The 17,225-nt window shown below is 56.6% G+C and carries 16 protein-coding genes; 8 read left to right on the top strand and 8 right to left on the bottom strand.

Annotated elements, in window-relative coordinates; genetic code table 11:
* Nucleotides 1–23: 23 nt before the first annotated feature.
* From dnaQ to AC1D2R_RS12180, 5 genes are read right to left on the bottom strand one after another with little or no spacing between them, the layout of a single operon-like run.
* Nucleotides 24–737, bottom strand: a complete 714-nt coding sequence (dnaQ, locus tag AC1D2R_RS12200) for a DNA polymerase III subunit epsilon (protein ID WP_477967524.1) — start codon at nt 735–737, stop codon at nt 24–26.
* Nucleotides 730–1,341 (bottom strand): dephospho-CoA kinase, encoded by a 612-nt coding sequence (coaE, locus tag AC1D2R_RS12195; RefSeq protein ID WP_477967523.1) that lies wholly within the window; start codon nt 1,339–1,341, stop codon nt 730–732. The genes dnaQ and coaE overlap by 8 nt, the downstream gene beginning before the upstream one ends.
* Nucleotides 1,341–2,198, bottom strand: coding sequence for a shikimate dehydrogenase (locus AC1D2R_RS12190; protein WP_477967522.1), 858 nt, complete (start codon nt 2,196–2,198; stop codon nt 1,341–1,343). Before AC1D2R_RS12190 ends, coaE begins: the two co-directional genes overlap by 1 nt.
* On the bottom strand, nt 2,191–2,790 hold the full coding sequence (locus AC1D2R_RS12185) for a Maf-like protein (RefSeq protein WP_477967521.1): 600 nt from the start codon (nt 2,788–2,790) through the stop codon (nt 2,191–2,193). Before AC1D2R_RS12185 ends, AC1D2R_RS12190 begins: the two co-directional genes overlap by 8 nt.
* A gap of 31 nt (nt 2,791–2,821) precedes the next feature.
* Entirely contained in the window at nt 2,822–3,643 is an 822-nt protein-coding gene (locus AC1D2R_RS12180) for a pyruvate, water dikinase regulatory protein (RefSeq protein WP_477967520.1), read from the bottom strand.
* Nucleotides 3,644–4,045: 402 nt separating this feature from the next.
* On the opposite strand from AC1D2R_RS12180, the gene hemE reads away from it, so the two are divergent.
* The 8 genes from hemE (at nt 4,046) to AC1D2R_RS12140 (ending at nt 12,897) form a co-directional block, all read left to right on the top strand.
* Nucleotides 4,046–5,080, top strand: coding sequence for a uroporphyrinogen decarboxylase (hemE, locus tag AC1D2R_RS12175; protein ID WP_477967519.1), 1,035 nt, complete (start codon nt 4,046–4,048; stop codon nt 5,078–5,080).
* 2 nt (nt 5,081–5,082) lie between these two features.
* A complete protein-coding gene (hemJ, locus tag AC1D2R_RS12170; RefSeq protein WP_477967518.1) occupies nt 5,083–5,619 on the top strand; it encodes a protoporphyrinogen oxidase HemJ in 537 nt (178 codons plus the stop codon).
* A gap of 196 nt (nt 5,620–5,815) precedes the next feature.
* Nucleotides 5,816–7,081 carry a transcription termination factor Rho gene (rho, locus tag AC1D2R_RS12165; RefSeq protein WP_113000628.1) on the top strand — a complete coding sequence of 422 codons (1,266 nt, stop codon included), beginning with the start codon at nt 5,816–5,818 and terminating at the stop codon, nt 7,079–7,081.
* 159 nt (nt 7,082–7,240) lie between these two features.
* Nucleotides 7,241–8,554 (top strand): tRNA uridine-5-carboxymethylaminomethyl(34) synthesis GTPase MnmE, encoded by a 1,314-nt coding sequence (gene mnmE, locus AC1D2R_RS12160; protein ID WP_477967517.1) that lies wholly within the window; start codon nt 7,241–7,243, stop codon nt 8,552–8,554.
* A gap of 105 nt (nt 8,555–8,659) precedes the next feature.
* The gene (mnmG, locus tag AC1D2R_RS12155; protein WP_477967516.1) at nt 8,660–10,522 is read left to right on the top strand and encodes a tRNA uridine-5-carboxymethylaminomethyl(34) synthesis enzyme MnmG; all 1,863 of its coding nucleotides are present in this window, start codon (nt 8,660–8,662) and stop codon (nt 10,520–10,522) included.
* Between the two features lie 34 nt (nt 10,523–10,556).
* Nucleotides 10,557–11,174 carry a 16S rRNA (guanine(527)-N(7))-methyltransferase RsmG gene (gene rsmG / locus AC1D2R_RS12150; RefSeq protein WP_477967515.1) on the top strand — a complete coding sequence of 206 codons (618 nt, stop codon included), beginning with the start codon at nt 10,557–10,559 and terminating at the stop codon, nt 11,172–11,174.
* A gap of 18 nt (nt 11,175–11,192) precedes the next feature.
* Nucleotides 11,193–11,987: a ParA family protein gene (locus tag AC1D2R_RS12145; protein WP_477967514.1), complete on the top strand. Its 795-nt coding sequence runs from the start codon at nt 11,193–11,195 to the stop codon at nt 11,985–11,987.
* A gap of 25 nt (nt 11,988–12,012) precedes the next feature.
* On the top strand, nt 12,013–12,897 hold the full coding sequence (locus AC1D2R_RS12140; RefSeq protein WP_477967513.1) for a ParB/RepB/Spo0J family partition protein: 885 nt from the start codon (nt 12,013–12,015) through the stop codon (nt 12,895–12,897).
* A 7-nt stretch (nt 12,898–12,904) separates the two neighbouring features.
* Here AC1D2R_RS12140 and holA read toward each other — a convergent pair whose 3' ends face one another.
* The 3 genes from holA to leuS are packed head-to-tail and all read right to left on the bottom strand — an operon-like array spanning nt 12,905 to nt 17,092.
* Nucleotides 12,905–13,939: a DNA polymerase III subunit delta gene (gene holA / locus AC1D2R_RS12135; protein ID WP_477967512.1), complete on the bottom strand. Its 1,035-nt coding sequence runs from the start codon at nt 13,937–13,939 to the stop codon at nt 12,905–12,907.
* Between the two features lie 11 nt (nt 13,940–13,950).
* Nucleotides 13,951–14,472, bottom strand: coding sequence for an LPS assembly lipoprotein LptE (gene lptE, locus AC1D2R_RS12130; RefSeq protein WP_477967511.1), 522 nt, complete (start codon nt 14,470–14,472; stop codon nt 13,951–13,953).
* Nucleotides 14,462–17,092 (bottom strand): leucine--tRNA ligase, encoded by a 2,631-nt coding sequence (gene leuS, locus AC1D2R_RS12125; RefSeq protein WP_477967510.1) that lies wholly within the window; start codon nt 17,090–17,092, stop codon nt 14,462–14,464. The genes lptE and leuS overlap by 11 nt, the downstream gene beginning before the upstream one ends.
* Nucleotides 17,093–17,225 lie beyond the last annotated feature (133 nt).

Below are 17,225 nucleotides of genomic sequence, written 5' to 3'. Positions count from 1 at the left end.
TGCCCGGGTTCGTCCCGGGCATTTCAGTTGGGGCGATCGTATTTCGCCCAAATCCCTTTTTGGCCGAGTTTGGAAATCAGGGCATCGTGCGCCTGCTCCTCCAACTCGTTGAGACGCGATGCAAGTGGCCGCGGTCGCTCAAGCGCCACGAGGACGATGTCTTCAGCGTCGTCATTCCGCTGAGAGGCGCCATTGCCTTGAGATGTGCCGAGACCTAGAGCAGTCTGACGGCCACCGATCATTTCAATGTAGACTTCGGCCAGCAGTTCAGAGTCGAGAAGCGCGCCGTGTTTCGTGCGGTGAGAATTGTCGATCCCATAGCGGCGGCAGAGCGCATCGAGCGAGTTCGGCCCCATCGGGTTCTTGCGACGCGCCAACGAGAGCGTATCGGTCACGCGCTCGGGCAGAATCGACGGCAGGCCGATGCGGGCAAGCTCCGAATTGATGAAACCCATATCGAAGGTAGCGTTATGGGCGATCCATTTACCGTCGCCGAAGAAGTCGAGAATCTCCTGCGCGACCTCAGCGAACGGACGTTTGTCCTTTAGAAATTCATCGGTTATGCCATGCACCGCCAGTGCGTCCGGATGAACCTTCTGGTCTCCGGGGCTGATATAGATATGCAGCGTCCTGCCGGTCGGGAAATGATTGAAAAGCTCAATACCCCCGATCTCGATGATGCGATCGATGCGGTTGTCCAGGCCCGTGGTTTCCGTATCGAAGATGATTTCACGCATTCAGAAATTCTCCGCCGGCAAGTCGCCGCTTCAAGTCCGAGACAATATGCGCGACCCGTTGCCTCGCCGTATCGATACTATGTCCGGTATCAATCACATAATCTGCTCGCGCGCGTTTTTCGGCATCGGGGGTCTGGCGCGAGAGAATCATGTTGAATTTGTCTTCCGTCATGTTCGGTCGCGCAAGCACCCGCTGCCGCTGAATCTGTGGATCACAGCTTGCCACGACGATCGCGTCCACTCTTTTTTCCGCGCCGCTTTCGAAAAGCAGCGGGATATCGAGGATGACCATCGCTGTACCCTTGGCACGTTCGCGCTCGATGAACTCGACCTCACGCTGTCGGACAAGCGGGTGGACGATTGACTCAAGCTGCTTGAAGCCGTCGGGTCTCAGGGCGAGTTGGCGGGCCAACTCTTGCCGATCCACCGCGCCTTCTCTCATGGTCCCCGGAAAGACGGCATCGACCAATGGTGCCGCCTCGCCCGAGTAGAGATCGTGGACCACTGCATCGGCATCGTTAACCGGAAGGCCCGCTTCGGCAAACAGCTTTGCCATCGTCGACTTGCCCATTCCAATCGAGCCGGTGAGTCCGATCCGCAGCATCAATGGTGTTCCATATCGGCAACGATCAATGAACGAAGATCCTCTGTAACGACCGGTCGTCGCCCGAACCATTTTTCGAAGCCTGGGACCGCCTGGTGAAGAAGCATGCCAAGGCCGTCGACCGTCGCAAAGCCCTGCTCTTGCGCCTGCGCTAGAATCGGCGTTTTCAACGGGACGTAGACGATATCGGTCACAACGGCGTCGGGCAGCAATGGGGAAAAGTCGATCCGGGGTGCCTCTTCACCATCCATGCCGAGCGACGTGGTATTAATGAAGAGACCGGCATCTTTCATGACGTCGGCAAGATCGCCCATGGGGTGAGCGCGTACTCTTTCCCCGAAGCGATCAGCCAGCTCCCTTGCGCGATCAATCGTGCGATTGACCAGATGGATCTCCTTGAACCCGCGATCCCGTACCGCCTGGACAACCGCGCGGCTTGCGCCGCCCGCGCCAAGGATAACGGCAGAACGCGCTTTATCCCAGCCTGGGTGGCGTTCGTCGAGATTTGCCGTGAAGCCTCGCCCGTCGGTATTTGTTGCCTTGAGTTTGCCGTCCTCGATCCAAAGCGTGTTGGAGGCACCCAGTTCTACAGACAATTCATCCGGTTGATCTGCGAGTTTGAATGCCATCTCTTTATGAGGAATCGTGACGTTTCCACCAACAAATCCGGATGCACCACTCTTCAATGCGCGAATGAATGACGGAAAATCATCCGGCGCCACCTCGTGGGCTTGGTAGATTCCGGATAAAGCCAGCGTCTTCAGCCAGTAGCCATGGATGAGAGGGGACCGAGAGTGCCTGGCAGGAAACCCCGTCACAAAGGCTTTCGGCGCAAATGTTTCACGTGAATCATCCATCGATCGCACCGAGTTCTCTCAATTTATCCAAAAGCGCAAGCATAGGCAGCCCCAATATCGTGAAATAGTCTCCATCGATTTTCGAAAACAATTGTATCCCCTCGCCCTCGAGCTGGTAGGCGCCGACACTGCTCAGGGCTCGTTCTCCGACGCGCTTGAGATGGCGTTCAATAAAGTCGGCACTGAGCGGACGCATCGTCAGCTCGGCGTGGGACACATATTCCCAGATCATGTCGCCGTTGTAAGCGAGTGCGACTGCACTGTTCAACCGATGCGCCTTTCCCGAAAGCAGCGTCAGATGATTTGCAGCATCGTCGATGTTCCTGGGTTTATGGAAAGTCCGCCCCTCCAGCGACATGGTTTGATCCGAACCGATGACCAATGCGTCGCGGAAGCGATCGCTCACCTCTCTGGCTTTTGCCTTGGCAAGAACAAGTGCGATGGCATCGGGCGCTGTGCCCTCCCGCTCCAGCGGCGCTTCGATTAGCCGCTCATCAAGCTTGGCAGCGTGCGCTTCGAAGGAGAGGCCGGCATTTTGCATCAGCATGCGACGGAACGGGCTGGAGGATGCGAGAATGAGCTTGGCGATCATGTTGGCCTCGGGGCAATTGGTTCTGCAGCGCTTAGCGCAGCTTCGGGCGGAGAGCAACGATAGCGGCCGCCGTCTCTTCGATGGAGCGCCGGGTGACGTCGATCAACGGCCAATTGTGGCGAGCACAAAGAGACCGGGCATACTTGAGTTCCTCCGATATTGCAGCTCGATCGGTATAGTCTCCACGATCAAACCCGGGTGTCGCACCAAGTACCCGGTTTTCACGCACCTGCGAAATCCGGTCCGTCGTGGCGATAAGGCACACGATGAGCGGTTTTGTCGACGCGAACAGACTATCGGGAAGCGGAACGCCATAGACGACCGGAATGTTTGCTGTCTTGATACCGCGATTGGCCAGATAGATGCTCGTCGGAGTCTTGGATGTGCGGCTGATGCCGATGATGACGACATCGGCATCATTGTAGTCGTCTGGCATCTGACCGTCGTCGTGGTCCATTGTAAAATTCAACGCCTCGATTCGCGCGAAATAACCGGCATTCATCACATGCTGGGCACCAACCCGCCGACGTGATGGTGCGCCGAGATAGATCTGGAATGCATTGATGACCGGCTCCAGCACATTGACCGACGCCACGCCCATCTCGGCACAGCGCTCATTGATGAGCGTTGCGAGTTCGTGATCGACAATTGTGTAGAGTACGATGCCCGGTTCGCTGTCGATCGCCTGCAACACGCTCAGCAACTGCTTTCGATTTCGGATGAGCGGATAAACATGCTCGATGGATTGCGCAGACTTGAATTGTGCAGAGGCTGCGCGACCGGCCGAGATCAGAGTCTCGCCGGTTGAGTCAGAAATCAGATGTAGATGGAAGAAGTTCGTCCTGTTCTCCACGCTATTTTCCGCTGCCTGTTGAAAACACTGGATGACCGAGAGCTACGAGACCGGTGGTGGGTAAGGCAAGGGAAAACGTGCCTGGTTTTCCACATTTCGAGTTTTTGGGATCGCGCTGGCGAGGACCTGTTGCTTCTGTGGACAGCTGCGTGATCACCGCAAAAGACCCACAGGTTTTCCACAGATGGAGTAGCCGTAAGCGCATCGGCATGGTTTTGAAATCATTTGTTCTTTTTTGTTCATCCCCGATTTTCGAATGACGCAATCATTTTTGATCCAGTGCGTTCGCCCTGGACGTGACAAATGGCATCGGGCGTGGATGGATTTTAATCCTTGATAGTCACCGACTCTAAGAAATAGAAACCTTCTAGATATCTTTTATATTTTTAAGGGAAGAAGCGCTTGATCGATACGCGTCGGAAGATAATGAGGGTCTTGGAAGGTGAGACGGTTACCCCTCCCCCCATCTGGTTGATGCGACAGGCCGGGCGATATCTTCCCGAGTATCGACAGACGAGAGCCAAGGCCGGTAGCTTTCTCGATCTCTGCTACACGCCAGACTATGCCGTTGAGGTCACGCTCCAGCCTATCCGACGCTATGGCTTTGACGCTGCTATCTTGTTCTCGGATATTCTCGTCATCCCGGATGCGTTAAGGCGAAATGTGCGTTTCACCGAGGGCCATGGGCCAGAAATGGACCCGATTGACGAAGATGGGATAAGCAAACTTAATACCGATAGGGTCATAGAACACCTTGGGCCGGTGCTGGAGACGGTTCAGCGTCTGCGGCGTGAACTGCCACCGGTAACAACTCTGCTGGGCTTCTGTGGCGCTCCCTGGACCGTTGCGACCTACATGATCGCGGGGCATGGCACCCCGGATCAGGCCCCCGCGCGCCTTTTCGCCTATAAATACCCGAAGGCGTTCGAGACTCTGCTGATGTTGCTCGCGGACATATCGGCTGACTATCTGGTGGCGCAGATCGATGCTGGCGCGGATGCGGTACAGATTTTCGATTCCTGGGCGGGCGTGCTCGGCGAGCGCGAGTTTGCGGCCTTTGCAGTGAAGCCAGTCGCTCGAATGATTGCGTCTCTGCGGGAGCGACGACCGAATGCTCGCATCATCGCCTTTGCGAAGGGTGCCGGATATCTCCTGAAGGACTACCGCGAAAAAACAAAAGCGGATGCGATCGGTCTCGATTGGTCCGTACCGCTCGACTTTGCCGTCGAGTTGCAGAAGGAGGGACCGGTTCAGGGAAACCTCGATCCGATGCGTGTGGTTGCGGGTGGCGTTGCCCTTGAGGATGGTATCGACGACATTCTTCAGCGGCTCGGCAATGGACCGCTGATCTTCAACCTGGGGCATGGGATCACGCCGCAGGCCGATCCAGAGAATGTAAGGCTGCTGGTCGAACGCGTTCGCGGCGGGAGATCCTGACGATGGATCGGCAGATTGACGAGAAGCCCGGCGCCTACGCGCGACGACGTGCATTTCTGGCGATCGTCAGCTTCGGACTGTTGGCTGTGGGTCTTTTTGCCTGGAACCCGGACACGCTCTATTTGTGGGTCAAGGCGCTTCACATCATCGCGGTCATTTCCTGGATGGCCGGGCTGTTCTACATGCCGCGGCTGTTCATCTACCACACGGACGCCGAGCCGGGGTCGATCCAATCGGAGACGTTCAAGGTGATGGAGCGCCGGCTTCTCAAGGTCATCATGAATCCGGCGATGATGATTACCTGGGTCTTTGGGCTCTACCTCGCCTGGTCCGCCTATCGTTTTCAGGGCGGCTGGCTGCACGCCAAGATCGGGCTTGTCGTGCTGCTGACTGGTGTCCATGTTTTCTTCAGCCGCGCGGCGAGAGCCTTCGAACGCGACGAAAATCGTCGCTCGGCCCGCTATTGGAGGTTCATGAACGAGGCGCCGACCATCCTCATGATCGCGATCGTCATCCTCGTCGTCGTGAAGCCGTTTTGATGCAGTAGGCCGGTCAGGTTAAATTCATCTCATTTTAAGCAGCCCTCTTGCAGGGACGGGCCTTACTCGCTATTTTCCCTGCACCTCATCCTTGTGGCATGTATGTAAAGTTCGATCGTCTGCGGACTCCTTCGCAGGACCGGTTACTGCCTCGACATCGCCTTTTCCCTCCAAAATATAGAGTATTGGTCACTTCATGGCTGAAATGAAGCTTCAGGAACTTAAGAGTAAATCCCCGACGGATCTGCTGGCATTTGCCGAATCGCTCGAGGTTGAAAATGCAAGCACGATGCGCAAACAGGAGCTGATGTTTGCGATTTTGAAAGTGCTTGCCAGCCAGGATGTGGAAATTATCGGCGAAGGCGTTGTTGAAGTTCTTCAGGATGGTTTCGGCTTCCTTCGCTCCGCGAACGCCAACTATCTCCCAGGTCCGGACGATATCTACATTTCCCCTTCCCAGATTCGCCGCTTCTCGCTGAAGACGGGTGATACCGTGGAAGGCCCAATTCGCGGTCCGAAAGAAGGCGAACGCTATTTCGCGCTACTGAAGGTCAATACGATCAATTTCGACGATCCCGAGAAGATCAGGCATAAGGTTCACTTCGATAATCTGACACCGCTCTACCCGAACGAGCGTTTCAAGATGGAGCTGGACGTACCGACGACGAAGGATCTCTCGCCTCGCGTCATCGACCTCGTTGCGCCACTCGGCAAGGGGCAACGTGGCCTGATTGTCGCTCCGCCCCGCACCGGCAAGACGGTGTTGTTGCAAAACATCGCGCACTCGATCACCGCAAACCATCCGGAATGCTATCTTATTGTCCTCCTGATCGACGAGCGCCCAGAGGAAGTGACGGACATGCAGCGTTCCGTCCGCGGAGAGGTGGTCTCTTCGACCTTCGACGAACCGGCGGTTCGCCATGTTCAGGTTGCCGAAATAGTAATCGAAAAGGCTAAGCGTCTCGTCGAGCACGGGAGAGATGTGGTTATTCTTCTCGACTCGATCACGCGCCTCGGTCGCGCCTACAACACGGTCGTCCCCTCTTCCGGCAAGGTCCTGACCGGTGGTGTCGACGCAAACGCATTGCAGCGCCCGAAGCGTTTCTTCGGCGCCGCCCGTAACATCGAGGAAGGCGGTTCGTTGACGATTATCGCGACTGCGCTGATCGATACCGGCAGCCGCATGGACGAAGTCATCTTCGAAGAGTTCAAGGGTACCGGCAACTCGGAAATCGTTCTCGACCGCAAGGTTGCCGACAAGCGCATCTTCCCGGCCATGGACATCCTCAAGTCCGGTACACGCAAGGAGGATCTGCTGGTTCCACGCCAGGATCTGCAGAAGATCTTCGTTCTGCGCCGTATCCTGGCGCCGATGGGCACGACCGATGCGATCGAGTTCCTCATCGACAAGCTAAAGCAAACGAAGAGCAATCCGGACTTCTTTGAATCGATGAACACCTAAATTTAGCCGGATTCTTTATACGACAGCCGGCCACACGTCGTGGCCGGCTTTGTCGTTTATAGCGCAGCACGTTGATTGAGCTTCGGCGATCCGACATGATGAACCTTGAAGCATGCATCGATCGATTCGGGAACGAACCAAACAGGTTAGTGTGCGACAGTGACTGACCTTCGCCATACCATCTACGCTTTATCCAGTGGTGCAGTACCAGCTGGCGTCGCTGTCGTTCGGTTGAGCGGCACGGCAGTGAAGGACGTCGTCGTCACGATGATTGGCGACGCTCTTGATCCTAGGCGTGCTTGTTTGCGAACGATTCGGTCACGTAACGGTCTGGTGCTTGATACTGCGATTGTTCTGTTCTTTCCCGCTCCTCATTCGTTTACGGGCGAGGACGTCTTGGAACTGCATCTTCATGGTGGACGTGCCGTCATTGAGGCTATCTATGCCGAACTTATTACTTTCCCGAACCTACGGCAGGCGATGGCGGGAGAGTTCTCGCGCCGCGCCTTTGAGAACGGTAAGCTTGACCTGGTCGAGATAGAGGGGCTGGCCGATCTCATCTCGGCCGAGACGGAGATGCAGCGACGGCTTGCGGTAGAGCATAGCTCCGGCGGGCTATCTGCAGTCTATACGACCTGGGCCAGCCGTCTCACGCGCGGTCGAGCGCTGATCGAAGCTGAACTCGATTTTCCCGACGAGGAAGACGTTCCCGGTTCCGTCTCGGATCAAATCTGGGTAGATATGAGCCACCTTGCTGAAGAGATTGAGCAACATCTTGGTCAGAGTGCTCAGGGCGAGATTATTCGTGACGGGTTCAAGGTTGTTCTCGCAGGTGAACCGAACGCAGGCAAATCAAGTCTGATGAACGCGCTGGTACGGCGTGACGTTGCAATCGTAACGGAAATTGCCGGGACGACGCGCGATGTGCTGAGCACTGATCTGAACATTGACGGGTACCTGGTCAGGCTCTCCGACACTGCCGGCCTGCGTGATACAGAGGAGATTATTGAACGGGAGGGGATACGGCGCGCCAAGACTGCGATCAGCGAGGCAGATCTGGTTCTTTATCTTGAGGACACATCGACCGATCCAACAGCCGCGCCTGTGCAAGTGGATGCACTATGGATTGGTACGAAGTCGGACCTGCCACGGATGAGTAGCAGGGCATACGACGTTATGGTATCCACAAAAGACGGCACTGGCCTTGACGAACTTCGAGCGCTTATTGCAGTCCGATTGAAGGACAGCGTCCATCCGCAATCGATGGCCATTCCCAGCAGGGTGCGGCACAAGGATTCGCTGTCGGACTGTCTGAAGGCTCTCAAGTCAGCACTCACGGGGTTCGATCGCGGGTTGGATATCAGGACCGAGGATCTTCGAGTGGCGGCCGAGGCGCTTGGCAGGGTGACAGGCCGCGTCGACGTCGAGGCGTTGCTGGATGTTATATTCGGCGAATTCTGCATCGGGAAGTGATTCACGTGAAACATACCGACCCCATCAAAAATTGATCGTTTCACGTGAAACATCTTGACTCGTTTGCACACTTCACTCATCACCGAGCATCTCAGGAGCTTTGGAATGGATACTTCTCGGTTTGATGTCATCGTTATTGGTGGCGGGCACGCGGGTTGCGAGGCCGCAGCGGCAGCGGCCCGTTTGGGCGCGAACACAGCTTTGGTCACCCATAGGAAAGACACTATCGGTGTGATGTCCTGCAACCCAGCGATTGGCGGTCTTGGAAAGGGACATCTCGTCCGTGAGATCGATGCCCTCGACGGATTGATGGGCCGCGTAGCCGACGCCGGCGGTATTCAATTCCGCATGCTCAATCGCAAGAAGGGTCCTGCTGTCCGGGGACCAAGGACTCAGGCGGACCGCAAGCTTTATCGCCTGGCGATGGCTGGGGAGATAGAATCGATCTCGAACCTCACCGTTATAGAGGGTGATGCCTTCGATCTCTCTATCGCTGACGGGCGCGTAGCTGCGGTTGTGATGAAAGATAGCCGGATTCTTCATTGTGGTTCAGTCGTTCTCACCACCGGAACATTTCTTCGAGGCCTCATTCACATTGGCGACAAGAAGGTTCCTGCAGGACGCGCTGGCGAGGAACCGTCTGTCGGCTTGTCCCAGACCCTGCTTGGTCTTGGTCTTCGGCTTGGGCGCCTAAAAACGGGAACCCCTGCCCGACTGAACGGCAAAACGATCAATTGGTTAGCCGTCGAGCGACAAGCGGCCGATGAGCAACCGATTCCTTTTTCCTTCATGACCGATAGAATTTCGAATCCGCAGATCGAATGTGGTGTAACCCGCACGACAGATGCGACTCACCGCATTATCGTCGATAACCTCAAGCTGTCGGCAATGTACTCCGGACAGATAGAGGGTGTGGGACCGCGCTATTGTCCTTCGATCGAAGACAAGTTGGTGAAGTTCGGCGAGCGAGACGGGCATCAGGTCTTTTTGGAGCCCGAAGGTCTGGATGACGACACCGTGTACCCAAATGGCATTTCGACGTCCTTGCCTGCAGACGTACAGGAAGCGTTTATCCGCACCATACCTGGCCTGGAGCGCGTTCAGATCCTGCATCCCGGCTATGCGATCGAGTACGATCATGTCGATCCCCGCGAGTTAAAACCCTCGTTGGAAGCGAAAAAGCTACGAGGGCTGTTTCTTGCGGGGCAGATCAACGGAACGACCGGCTACGAGGAAGCAGCGGCGCAAGGTTTGGTTGCCGGTATAAATGCTGCAAGACTTGCAAGTGGAGCTGAAGCTGTTCGCTTCAGCCGCACAGAATCTTACATCGGTGTTATGATCGATGATCTCACGTCGCGCGGTGTGGCGGAGCCATATCGTATGTTCACGTCGCGTGCAGAGTATCGGCTTTCGCTCCGCGCGGACAACGCGGATGTGAGACTGACGCCGCTGGCGATGACGATCGGACTCGCCTCGAGTGAGCGTTCCAACAAGTTTGGTGTCTATAGCGATGAACTCGACGCCGGGCGTGAGCTTCTGTCTTCGTTGACGGTCACGCCTAATGTGGCGGGACGGTCGGGACTCAGGCTGAACCAGGATGGTCAGCGCCGGACCGCCTATGATCTGTTATCCTACCCCGACATCACCCTCGGCGACCTCACACGGATCTGGCCCGACCTGTCGACCATCAGTGGGCGTGTCAAAGAGGCATTGGAGATCGAGGCAAATTACGCCGTCTATATGAAGCGTCAACTGGCCGACGTGGCACACATCAAGCGCGACGAAGATCGCGTGATTCCATCCGACTTCGATTTTTCCCATCTGTCGGGTCTTTCGAATGAACTCAAGCATAAGTTGAGCACAGTGCGTCCCCATGACGTAGCTCAGGCCGCAAGGGTCGATGGGATGACACCTGCGGCGATTTCCCTGCTCCTCGTTCATCTGAGGCGGGGTGAAGCCGCCGCCTGATGATTACACTAATACACGATTTGAGAGTCCTAACATGGATTTGAACGGCCGGCGTGTTTCACGTGAAACACAGGAGCGCCTCGAACACTTTCTCTCGCTGTTCCAAAAATGGGCGAAGACCATCAACCTGACAGCACCTTCTACGATTGACGATGCCTGGCGGCGGCACATCGCTGACAGCGCACAGGTATTCCAGCTTCAACCAGCAGCCAAGAGTTGGGTTGATCTTGGAAGCGGCGGGGGGTTTCCTGGCATCGTCACGGCGATCTTTCTTGCCGAATCGGCGGCGGGCTGGGTCCACCTGGTGGAGAGCAATCACAAGAAGGCCGCTTTTCTGCGGACCGCCTTGAGGGAGACGGGGGCCAGGGGGTCTGTTCATCCAATCAGAATAGAAGAGGCGCCCGTCACCATCGATGCACCGGATTTCATATCGGCGCGTGCCTTGGCCGAGTTGGGAATGCTCTTTGAATTTATCGAGCCTTGGACCTCGAGGAGCAGAGACCTGCGTGCCTACTTTCACAAAGGCCGGGATTATCGTTTCGAAATTGCAAATGCGCGTAGGCGATGGAATTTTGATCTGTTAGAACATAAGAGCGCTGTCGAGAGGGACTCGGTCGTGCTGGAGATCTCTGGTCTGCAGCGTTTGGTTTAACAGATCGGTATTGCGACAATGGTTGGTGCACGAAATCGGATTATTACCATCGCAAATCAAAAGGGTGGCGTTGGTAAAACAACGACTGCGATCAATCTCGCGACTGCCCTGGCTGCAATTGGCGAACGCGTGTTGATCGTCGACCTTGATCCTCAGGGAAATGCAAGCACCGGTCTTGGGATCGAGCGCAAGCATCGGAAGCTGTCGTCATACGATCTGCTCGTAGGGCATCAGGGCATATTGGATGTCGTTCAGGAGACTGCCGTCCCTAACCTTTTTATCGTCCCATCGACGATGGACTTGTTGGGGATAGAGATGGAAATTGCACAACAAGGGGATCGGGTCTTCAAGCTCAAGAAAGCCTTGGCTCAGGAAGATGCATTTCGGTTTTCCTACATCCTCGTGGATTGCCCTCCATCCTTCAATCTTCTGACGATGAATGCGATGGCTGCTGCACATTCGGTACTTGTGCCACTACAATGCGAGTTCTTTGCCCTTGAGGGACTTAGTCAGCTCCTTGAGACGGTTGATCAGGTTCGCCGCAGCGTGAATCCGGGCCTGGATATTCAGGGCATTGTTCTGACAATGTTCGATGCCAGAAACAATCTGGCCCAACAGGTCGTAAACGACGTTCGAACGCATCTGGGCGAGAAAGTGTATCATACGCTGATACCTCGCAACGTCAGGGTGTCTGAGGCGCCGTCCTACGGTAAGCCTGCGATCCTCTACGATCTGAAGTGTGCAGGCAGCCAGGCGTATCTGCAGCTCGCATCTGAAGTGATACAACGCGAACGCCAACGGGTGGCGGCCTGAGTGTCTTGAAAATATGGGTTAGACGATGAATGATGATATCTCGAAAAGAAGACTTGGACGCGGCCTGGCCGCGTTGATCGGTGAGATGGATCAACCGATCCCGGTTGATTCCGATTCACGTCCCGTGAGTGCGGACCGGCTGATCCCTATCGAGTTTATCAGCCGGAATCCGCGCAATCCACGTCGGTCATTTGATGATGGCGAGTTGCATGATCTTGCGAGTTCCATCCGTCAGCACGGCATCGTGCAGCCGGTCGTCGTCCGGACGATTGCGCCCGGCCAGTACGAAATAATAGCCGGCGAACGACGTTGGCGAGCGGCTCAGCTTGCGGGGCTGGCCGAGATTCCGGTCATCGTCCGCGACGTGGACGACAAGACGGCACTCGAAATAGCAATCGTCGAGAATGTCCAGCGCTCGGATCTTAATGCGCTCGAAGAGGCGCTCGGGTACGAGCAGCTGATCGCCGAGTACGGATATACGCAGAACGATCTCGGTGAGATCATCGGCAAGAGCCGGAGTCATGTGGCGAACTCTCTCCGGCTCTTGAAGCTGCCGGAACCCGTTCGTGATCTCCTTGCGGCAGGAAGCCTGTCCGCCGGGCACGCGCGCGCTCTTGTGCCTACCTCAGATCCCTCAACGCTTGCTCGCACGATCGTTTCGAAGGGGATGTCGGTCCGCGATGCAGAGCGGTTGGCGCAGAACGACATAAAAGCCCAATCGGAACCGAAGCTGGGCGCGCACCAGCGCAATCAGAAGGATTCCGATACCGTGGCACTTGAGCGAACGCTGTCCGATACGCTGGGTCTCGATGTGACGATCAATCACAAGACGACGGGCGGTCAGATTCGAATATCCTATAAGTCATTGGAACAGTTAGAAGAAATCTGCCGGTTGCTTGAGAAACGGTAACCGCGTGCTATCTGCGGCCGGATTGCAACGTCGTCGAAAGCAATGTCTGGATGGCTATGGCGTCTTCCAAAGACGGGCGCTTGCGTGTCTGCAGTATGGCCGACTGTAGCCGGTTGGTTTCGCGCGCCACGGCATTTGCAGACCAAGCCCGCAGTGCCTGCTCTATAATGGGCTTTCTTCGGAAGTGGAGATGCCGACCGAGTGTCTGCATCACCTGCCCGGCGGGGATGCGCTTCTCCTCCATCTCGGCCCTCATTGCATCAATGAGTTGGAACTGCTTCAAGCATGCCTGAATGACCAGGAAGACAGCGGTCTTGGACGCGGTGATCTTCTGCATCGCATGGAGAAAGTTGCCGGTGTTGCCGCTCAGGATAGCATCCACCGCGTCATCGACGGATATGGCGCTCGCATCGCCGATGATGTCCGTGACATGACGCTCCTCTATGGAATCGAGGCCACTGCAATACAATGCAAGTTTCTTCAATTCGTTCCGCGACGCAATTCGGTCGCCACCTATTAGCTCAAGAAGGGCTTGCCGCGCTGCTTGGGAGATCCCCAAGCCGGCGACGGCAAGTTCTGCATCAATGAGTGCATTAAGTGCGCGTGTGTCGTCTGCATAGCATGGGATGGTAGCAATGCTGCGCGCTGCTTCAGCCGTCTTACGGAGCAGCGAGCCCTTCTTCAGATCGCCGGCTTCAATGATGAGATACGTGTCTTGTAGCGTCTTACTCGACAGAACCTGTAGCGAGTCGACAAGATATTTTTCATTGGCGGCGCCATGGATCCATATCAACTTCTCGCCGCCGAACAGGCCGATTGCTCCCGCTTCGTCGAGAAGTCGACCTTGATCCTTCTGTAGATCGGCAATGTCGAGCTTTATCAGCGAGAACGGATCGCTGAGTAATACGCCTGTTCTCGCCGCAATCAGCCCGGCACGCTCCGAAACCAGCCCCCGGTCGGGACCATAAATTACAAAGATTCGATAGTTGCGGGCGGATCTTTCGATAAACCCTTCGAATTCATGCGATTTGACTTCCGCCACGCATTCGCTCCCTAGCGGCCGAGCGCCGCTGCGATATCGGCTGCGACGAACTCGGCTGCCTGACGTGCTGCCCGATCCTCAGCGTCGCGAATAGCCCGCAGTTTTGCAAACTCCTGATTGGGGAAATCGACCAGAGCCGTCGCCGACTGGTTTCCTGCCTTGATGACATTGCCGTCCTTTGTGGACTTTAGCGTATAGTCAACGCTGACCGTCGCGCGACCGGCACGCGATGTATCAGAGGACGCAACGAGAAGCGTATCAATCACGCTGGAGCGTGCATTGAATTCGACTTTGTAGTCGGCTTTGTCCGGTTCGCCGGCACCGCGGGATGCGAGGAATATCAGCCGGTTTCGAACCTCAAGTTCGACACGCGAATGCGCCTCGGAGAAACCGACAGAGGCGAGCTTGCCAGCGACACCGGAGCCTTCGGAATAGAGCGGGCGCACCTGGCAGGAAGCGAGAAGAACCGTGGTTGCGAGCATCGCGGCGATAGCCGTGCCGCGAGCCAGCTTGGAAGCGATATTAAACGACAATGTTCACAATCCTTTGTGGAACCACGATGACCTTCTTGGGCGCTTGACCGTTGAGCACCCTCTTGACCTCATCCAAAGCGAGTGCGCTTTCGCTGACCGCACTTTGATCTGCGTCGCGAGAAATTGTCAATTCGGCTCGCTTCTTGCCATTGATCTGCACTGGCAGAATGACGTCATTTTCCATGACGAGGCTGTCGTCATATAGCGGCCAGGATTTGCGGGCGAGCAGCTCTGTGTTTCCAAGAACGAACCAGCACTCTTCTGCGAGATGGGGCGTCATCGGAGCGACCAACTGCACCAGGATTTGAGCAGCGTCTCGCACGGCCGAGCGGTATGCGGGGTCACCCTCGCCGGCGCCGATCTTTGTGAGCGGCCCGGCAAGCGCGTTTACGAGTTCGTAGATACGCGCGACGGCCTTGTTGAACCAAAGCCTGTCGTAGTCGTTCTGAACAGCCTTCAATGTCTTGTGAGCAATCTGCGAAATCGCCAGGGCCTCTCCATCTTTAGCCGGAGTCGCGTCCACGCCCTTCAAGTTATCGGCGGCCTCGGAGATAAGGCGCCACAGACGTTGTGTGAAGCGATGAGCGCCTTCGACGCCGGCTTCGGACCAGATGACGTCACGTTCGGGCGGAGAGTCTGAGAGAACGAAGAAGCGCGCGGTGTCGGCCCCGTAGGACGCGATGATGTCGTCCGGATCGACGACATTCTTCTTGGATTTCGACATCTTCTCGATCGAGCCGATCGACACTTCGTCACCGCTGGACAGAAGGTAAGCGCTGCGCTTTCCGTCAAGTTCTTCTATGCGAATGTCTGCCGGTGCGACCCATTCGCGGGTCATGCCCGATCCGCGGCTGTAGGTCTCATGCACCACCATACCCTGCGTGAACAGTCCCTTGAATGGCTCCTTGACACCGACATGGCCGGTCTCGCGCATGGCGCGCGTGAAGAACCGCGAATAGAGGAGGTGAAGAATCGCGTGTTCGATGCCGCCGATATACTGATCGACCGGCAGCCAGTGGTTTGCCGCCTGAGGATTCGTTGGGTTGCCCTCCCAGGGTGCCGTGAAGCGGGTGAAGTACCAACTGGAGTCGACGAATGTATCCATCGTGTCGGTTTCGCGACGAGCGTCCTTGCCACAGGTGGGGCACGCCACGTGACGCCACGTCGGATGCCGATCGAGCGGGTTGCCGGGCTGGTCGAACGTCACATCTTCGGGGAGCTCTACCGGCAGGTCCTTCTTCGGAACGGGTACTACGCCGCAATCGTCGCAATGAATGACTGGAATCGGGCAGCCCCAGTAGCGCTGGCGGGAAATGCCCCAGTCCCGCAGGCGGAAATTGATCTTGCGCTCACCCTGGGGCGCGTTACCGAGAAGGGCCGAAGACAGGCGATCGGCGACGATTTCGAAAGCTTCTTCGGTGGTCTTGCCGTCGAGGAAGCGCGAATTGATCATCACGCCGTCGCCATCATAGGCAATATCTCCAACATTGAAGGTCGCGGCGTCGCCATCGACAGGCATGACGACCGGTACGATCGGCAGACCATACTTGTGCGCAAAATCGAGGTCGCGCTGATCACCTGAAGGGCAGCCGAAGATCGCGCCCGTTCCGTAGTCCATAAGGACAAAATTTGCGATATAGACCGGCAATTCCCAGGACGGATCGAGCGGGTGCTTGACCCGAATGCCTGTGTCCATGCCTTTCTTTTCGGCCGTTTCCAGCGCTGCCAGAGAGGTGCCGGCGCGGCGGCACTCGTCGCAGAATGCATCGATAGCCGGATTCTTGGCGGACGCCTCCCTCGCTAGCGGATGGTCGGCGGATATTGCCAGGAACGACGCTCCGAACAGCGTGTCGGGTCGCGTCGTATAGACCGTGACCTCCGTCTCGCCTGCCGGAGCTGTCTCGCCGACGAGTTCCCAACGGATCGTCATGCCTTCGGAGCGCCCGATCCAGTTTTTCTGCATCAAGCGAACCTTCTCGGGCCACTGGTCGAGCGTATCCAATGCGTCAAGAAGATCCTGGCTGAAATCGGTGATCTTGAAGAACCACTGCGTCAGTTCACGCTGCTCGACAAGAGCCCCGGAACGCCAGCCGCGACCGTCGATGACCTGCTCGTTCGCAAGAACGGTATTGTCGACGGGATCCCAGTTCACTTTGGATTGTTTTCGATAGACGAGACCCCTCTCGAGAAAGTCCACGAACAGGTGCTGCTGGTGCTGGTAATAGGCGACGTCGCAGGTTGCGAATTCTCGGCTCCAGTCCAGCGACAGCCCCATCGCCTTCAGCTGCGCCTTCATCGACGCAATGTTCTGGTACGTCCAGGATGCCGGGTGAACGCCGCGTTCCATGGCGGCGTTTTCAGCAGGCATGCCAAATGCATCCCAGCCCATCGGATGCAGCACATTGAAGCCGCGCGCGCGCTTGTACCGGGCGACGACGTCACCCATCGCGTAGTTGCGCACATGCCCCATGTGGATGCGGCCGGAAGGATACGGGAACATCTCGAGCACGTAGTATTTCTCGCGTAGATCGCCATTGTCGGTCTCGAAGACCTTCTCTTCGTTCCACTTCTGCTGCCAGCGGGGCTCGGCATCGCGCGGGTTATAACGTTCGGTAGCCATCGTATTCGCATTTCCGGAAAATCATGGGAGGTTGGTGCTGACCTTCACCATGAAACCACCGTAGCGTCAAGTTTTGCGGCCGCTGTAACCGCCCGATCTCGGCTCCCGGGCGATAATTTCGAAACGCTGGGCC

The organism is Rhizobium sp. P1_C7 (assembly GCF_056406295.1).
Note: the sequence above shows the minus strand (reverse complement) of the source record. Positions and strands in the feature narration are given on the sequence as shown.

Bases quoted from the DNA above. Each gene is read 5' to 3' on its own strand.
- rsmG (WP_477967515.1), top strand. From the start codon at position 10,557: ATGGATTTGAACGGCCGGCGTGTTTCACGTGAAACACAGGAGCGCCTC.
- AC1D2R_RS12140 (WP_477967513.1), top strand. From the start codon at position 12,013: ATGAATGATGATATCTCGAAAAGAAGACTTGGACGCGGCCTGGCCGCG.
- hemJ (WP_477967518.1), top strand. From the start codon at position 5,083: ATGGATCGGCAGATTGACGAGAAGCCCGGCGCCTACGCGCGACGACGT.
- leuS (WP_477967510.1), bottom strand. From the start codon at position 17,092: ATGGCTACCGAACGTTATAACCCGCGCGATGCCGAGCCCCGCTGGCAG.
- coaE (WP_477967523.1), bottom strand. From the start codon at position 1,341: ATGCTGCGGATCGGACTCACCGGCTCGATTGGAATGGGCAAGTCGACG.
- AC1D2R_RS12190 (WP_477967522.1), bottom strand. From the start codon at position 2,198: ATGGATGATTCACGTGAAACATTTGCGCCGAAAGCCTTTGTGACGGGG.
- AC1D2R_RS12145 (WP_477967514.1), top strand. From the start codon at position 11,193: ATGGTTGGTGCACGAAATCGGATTATTACCATCGCAAATCAAAAGGGT.
- dnaQ (WP_477967524.1), bottom strand. From the start codon at position 737: ATGCGTGAAATCATCTTCGATACGGAAACCACGGGCCTGGACAACCGC.
- mnmG (WP_477967516.1), top strand. From the start codon at position 8,660: ATGGATACTTCTCGGTTTGATGTCATCGTTATTGGTGGCGGGCACGCG.
- AC1D2R_RS12185 (WP_477967521.1), bottom strand. From the start codon at position 2,790: ATGATCGCCAAGCTCATTCTCGCATCCTCCAGCCCGTTCCGTCGCATG.
- rho (WP_113000628.1), top strand. From the start codon at position 5,816: ATGGCTGAAATGAAGCTTCAGGAACTTAAGAGTAAATCCCCGACGGAT.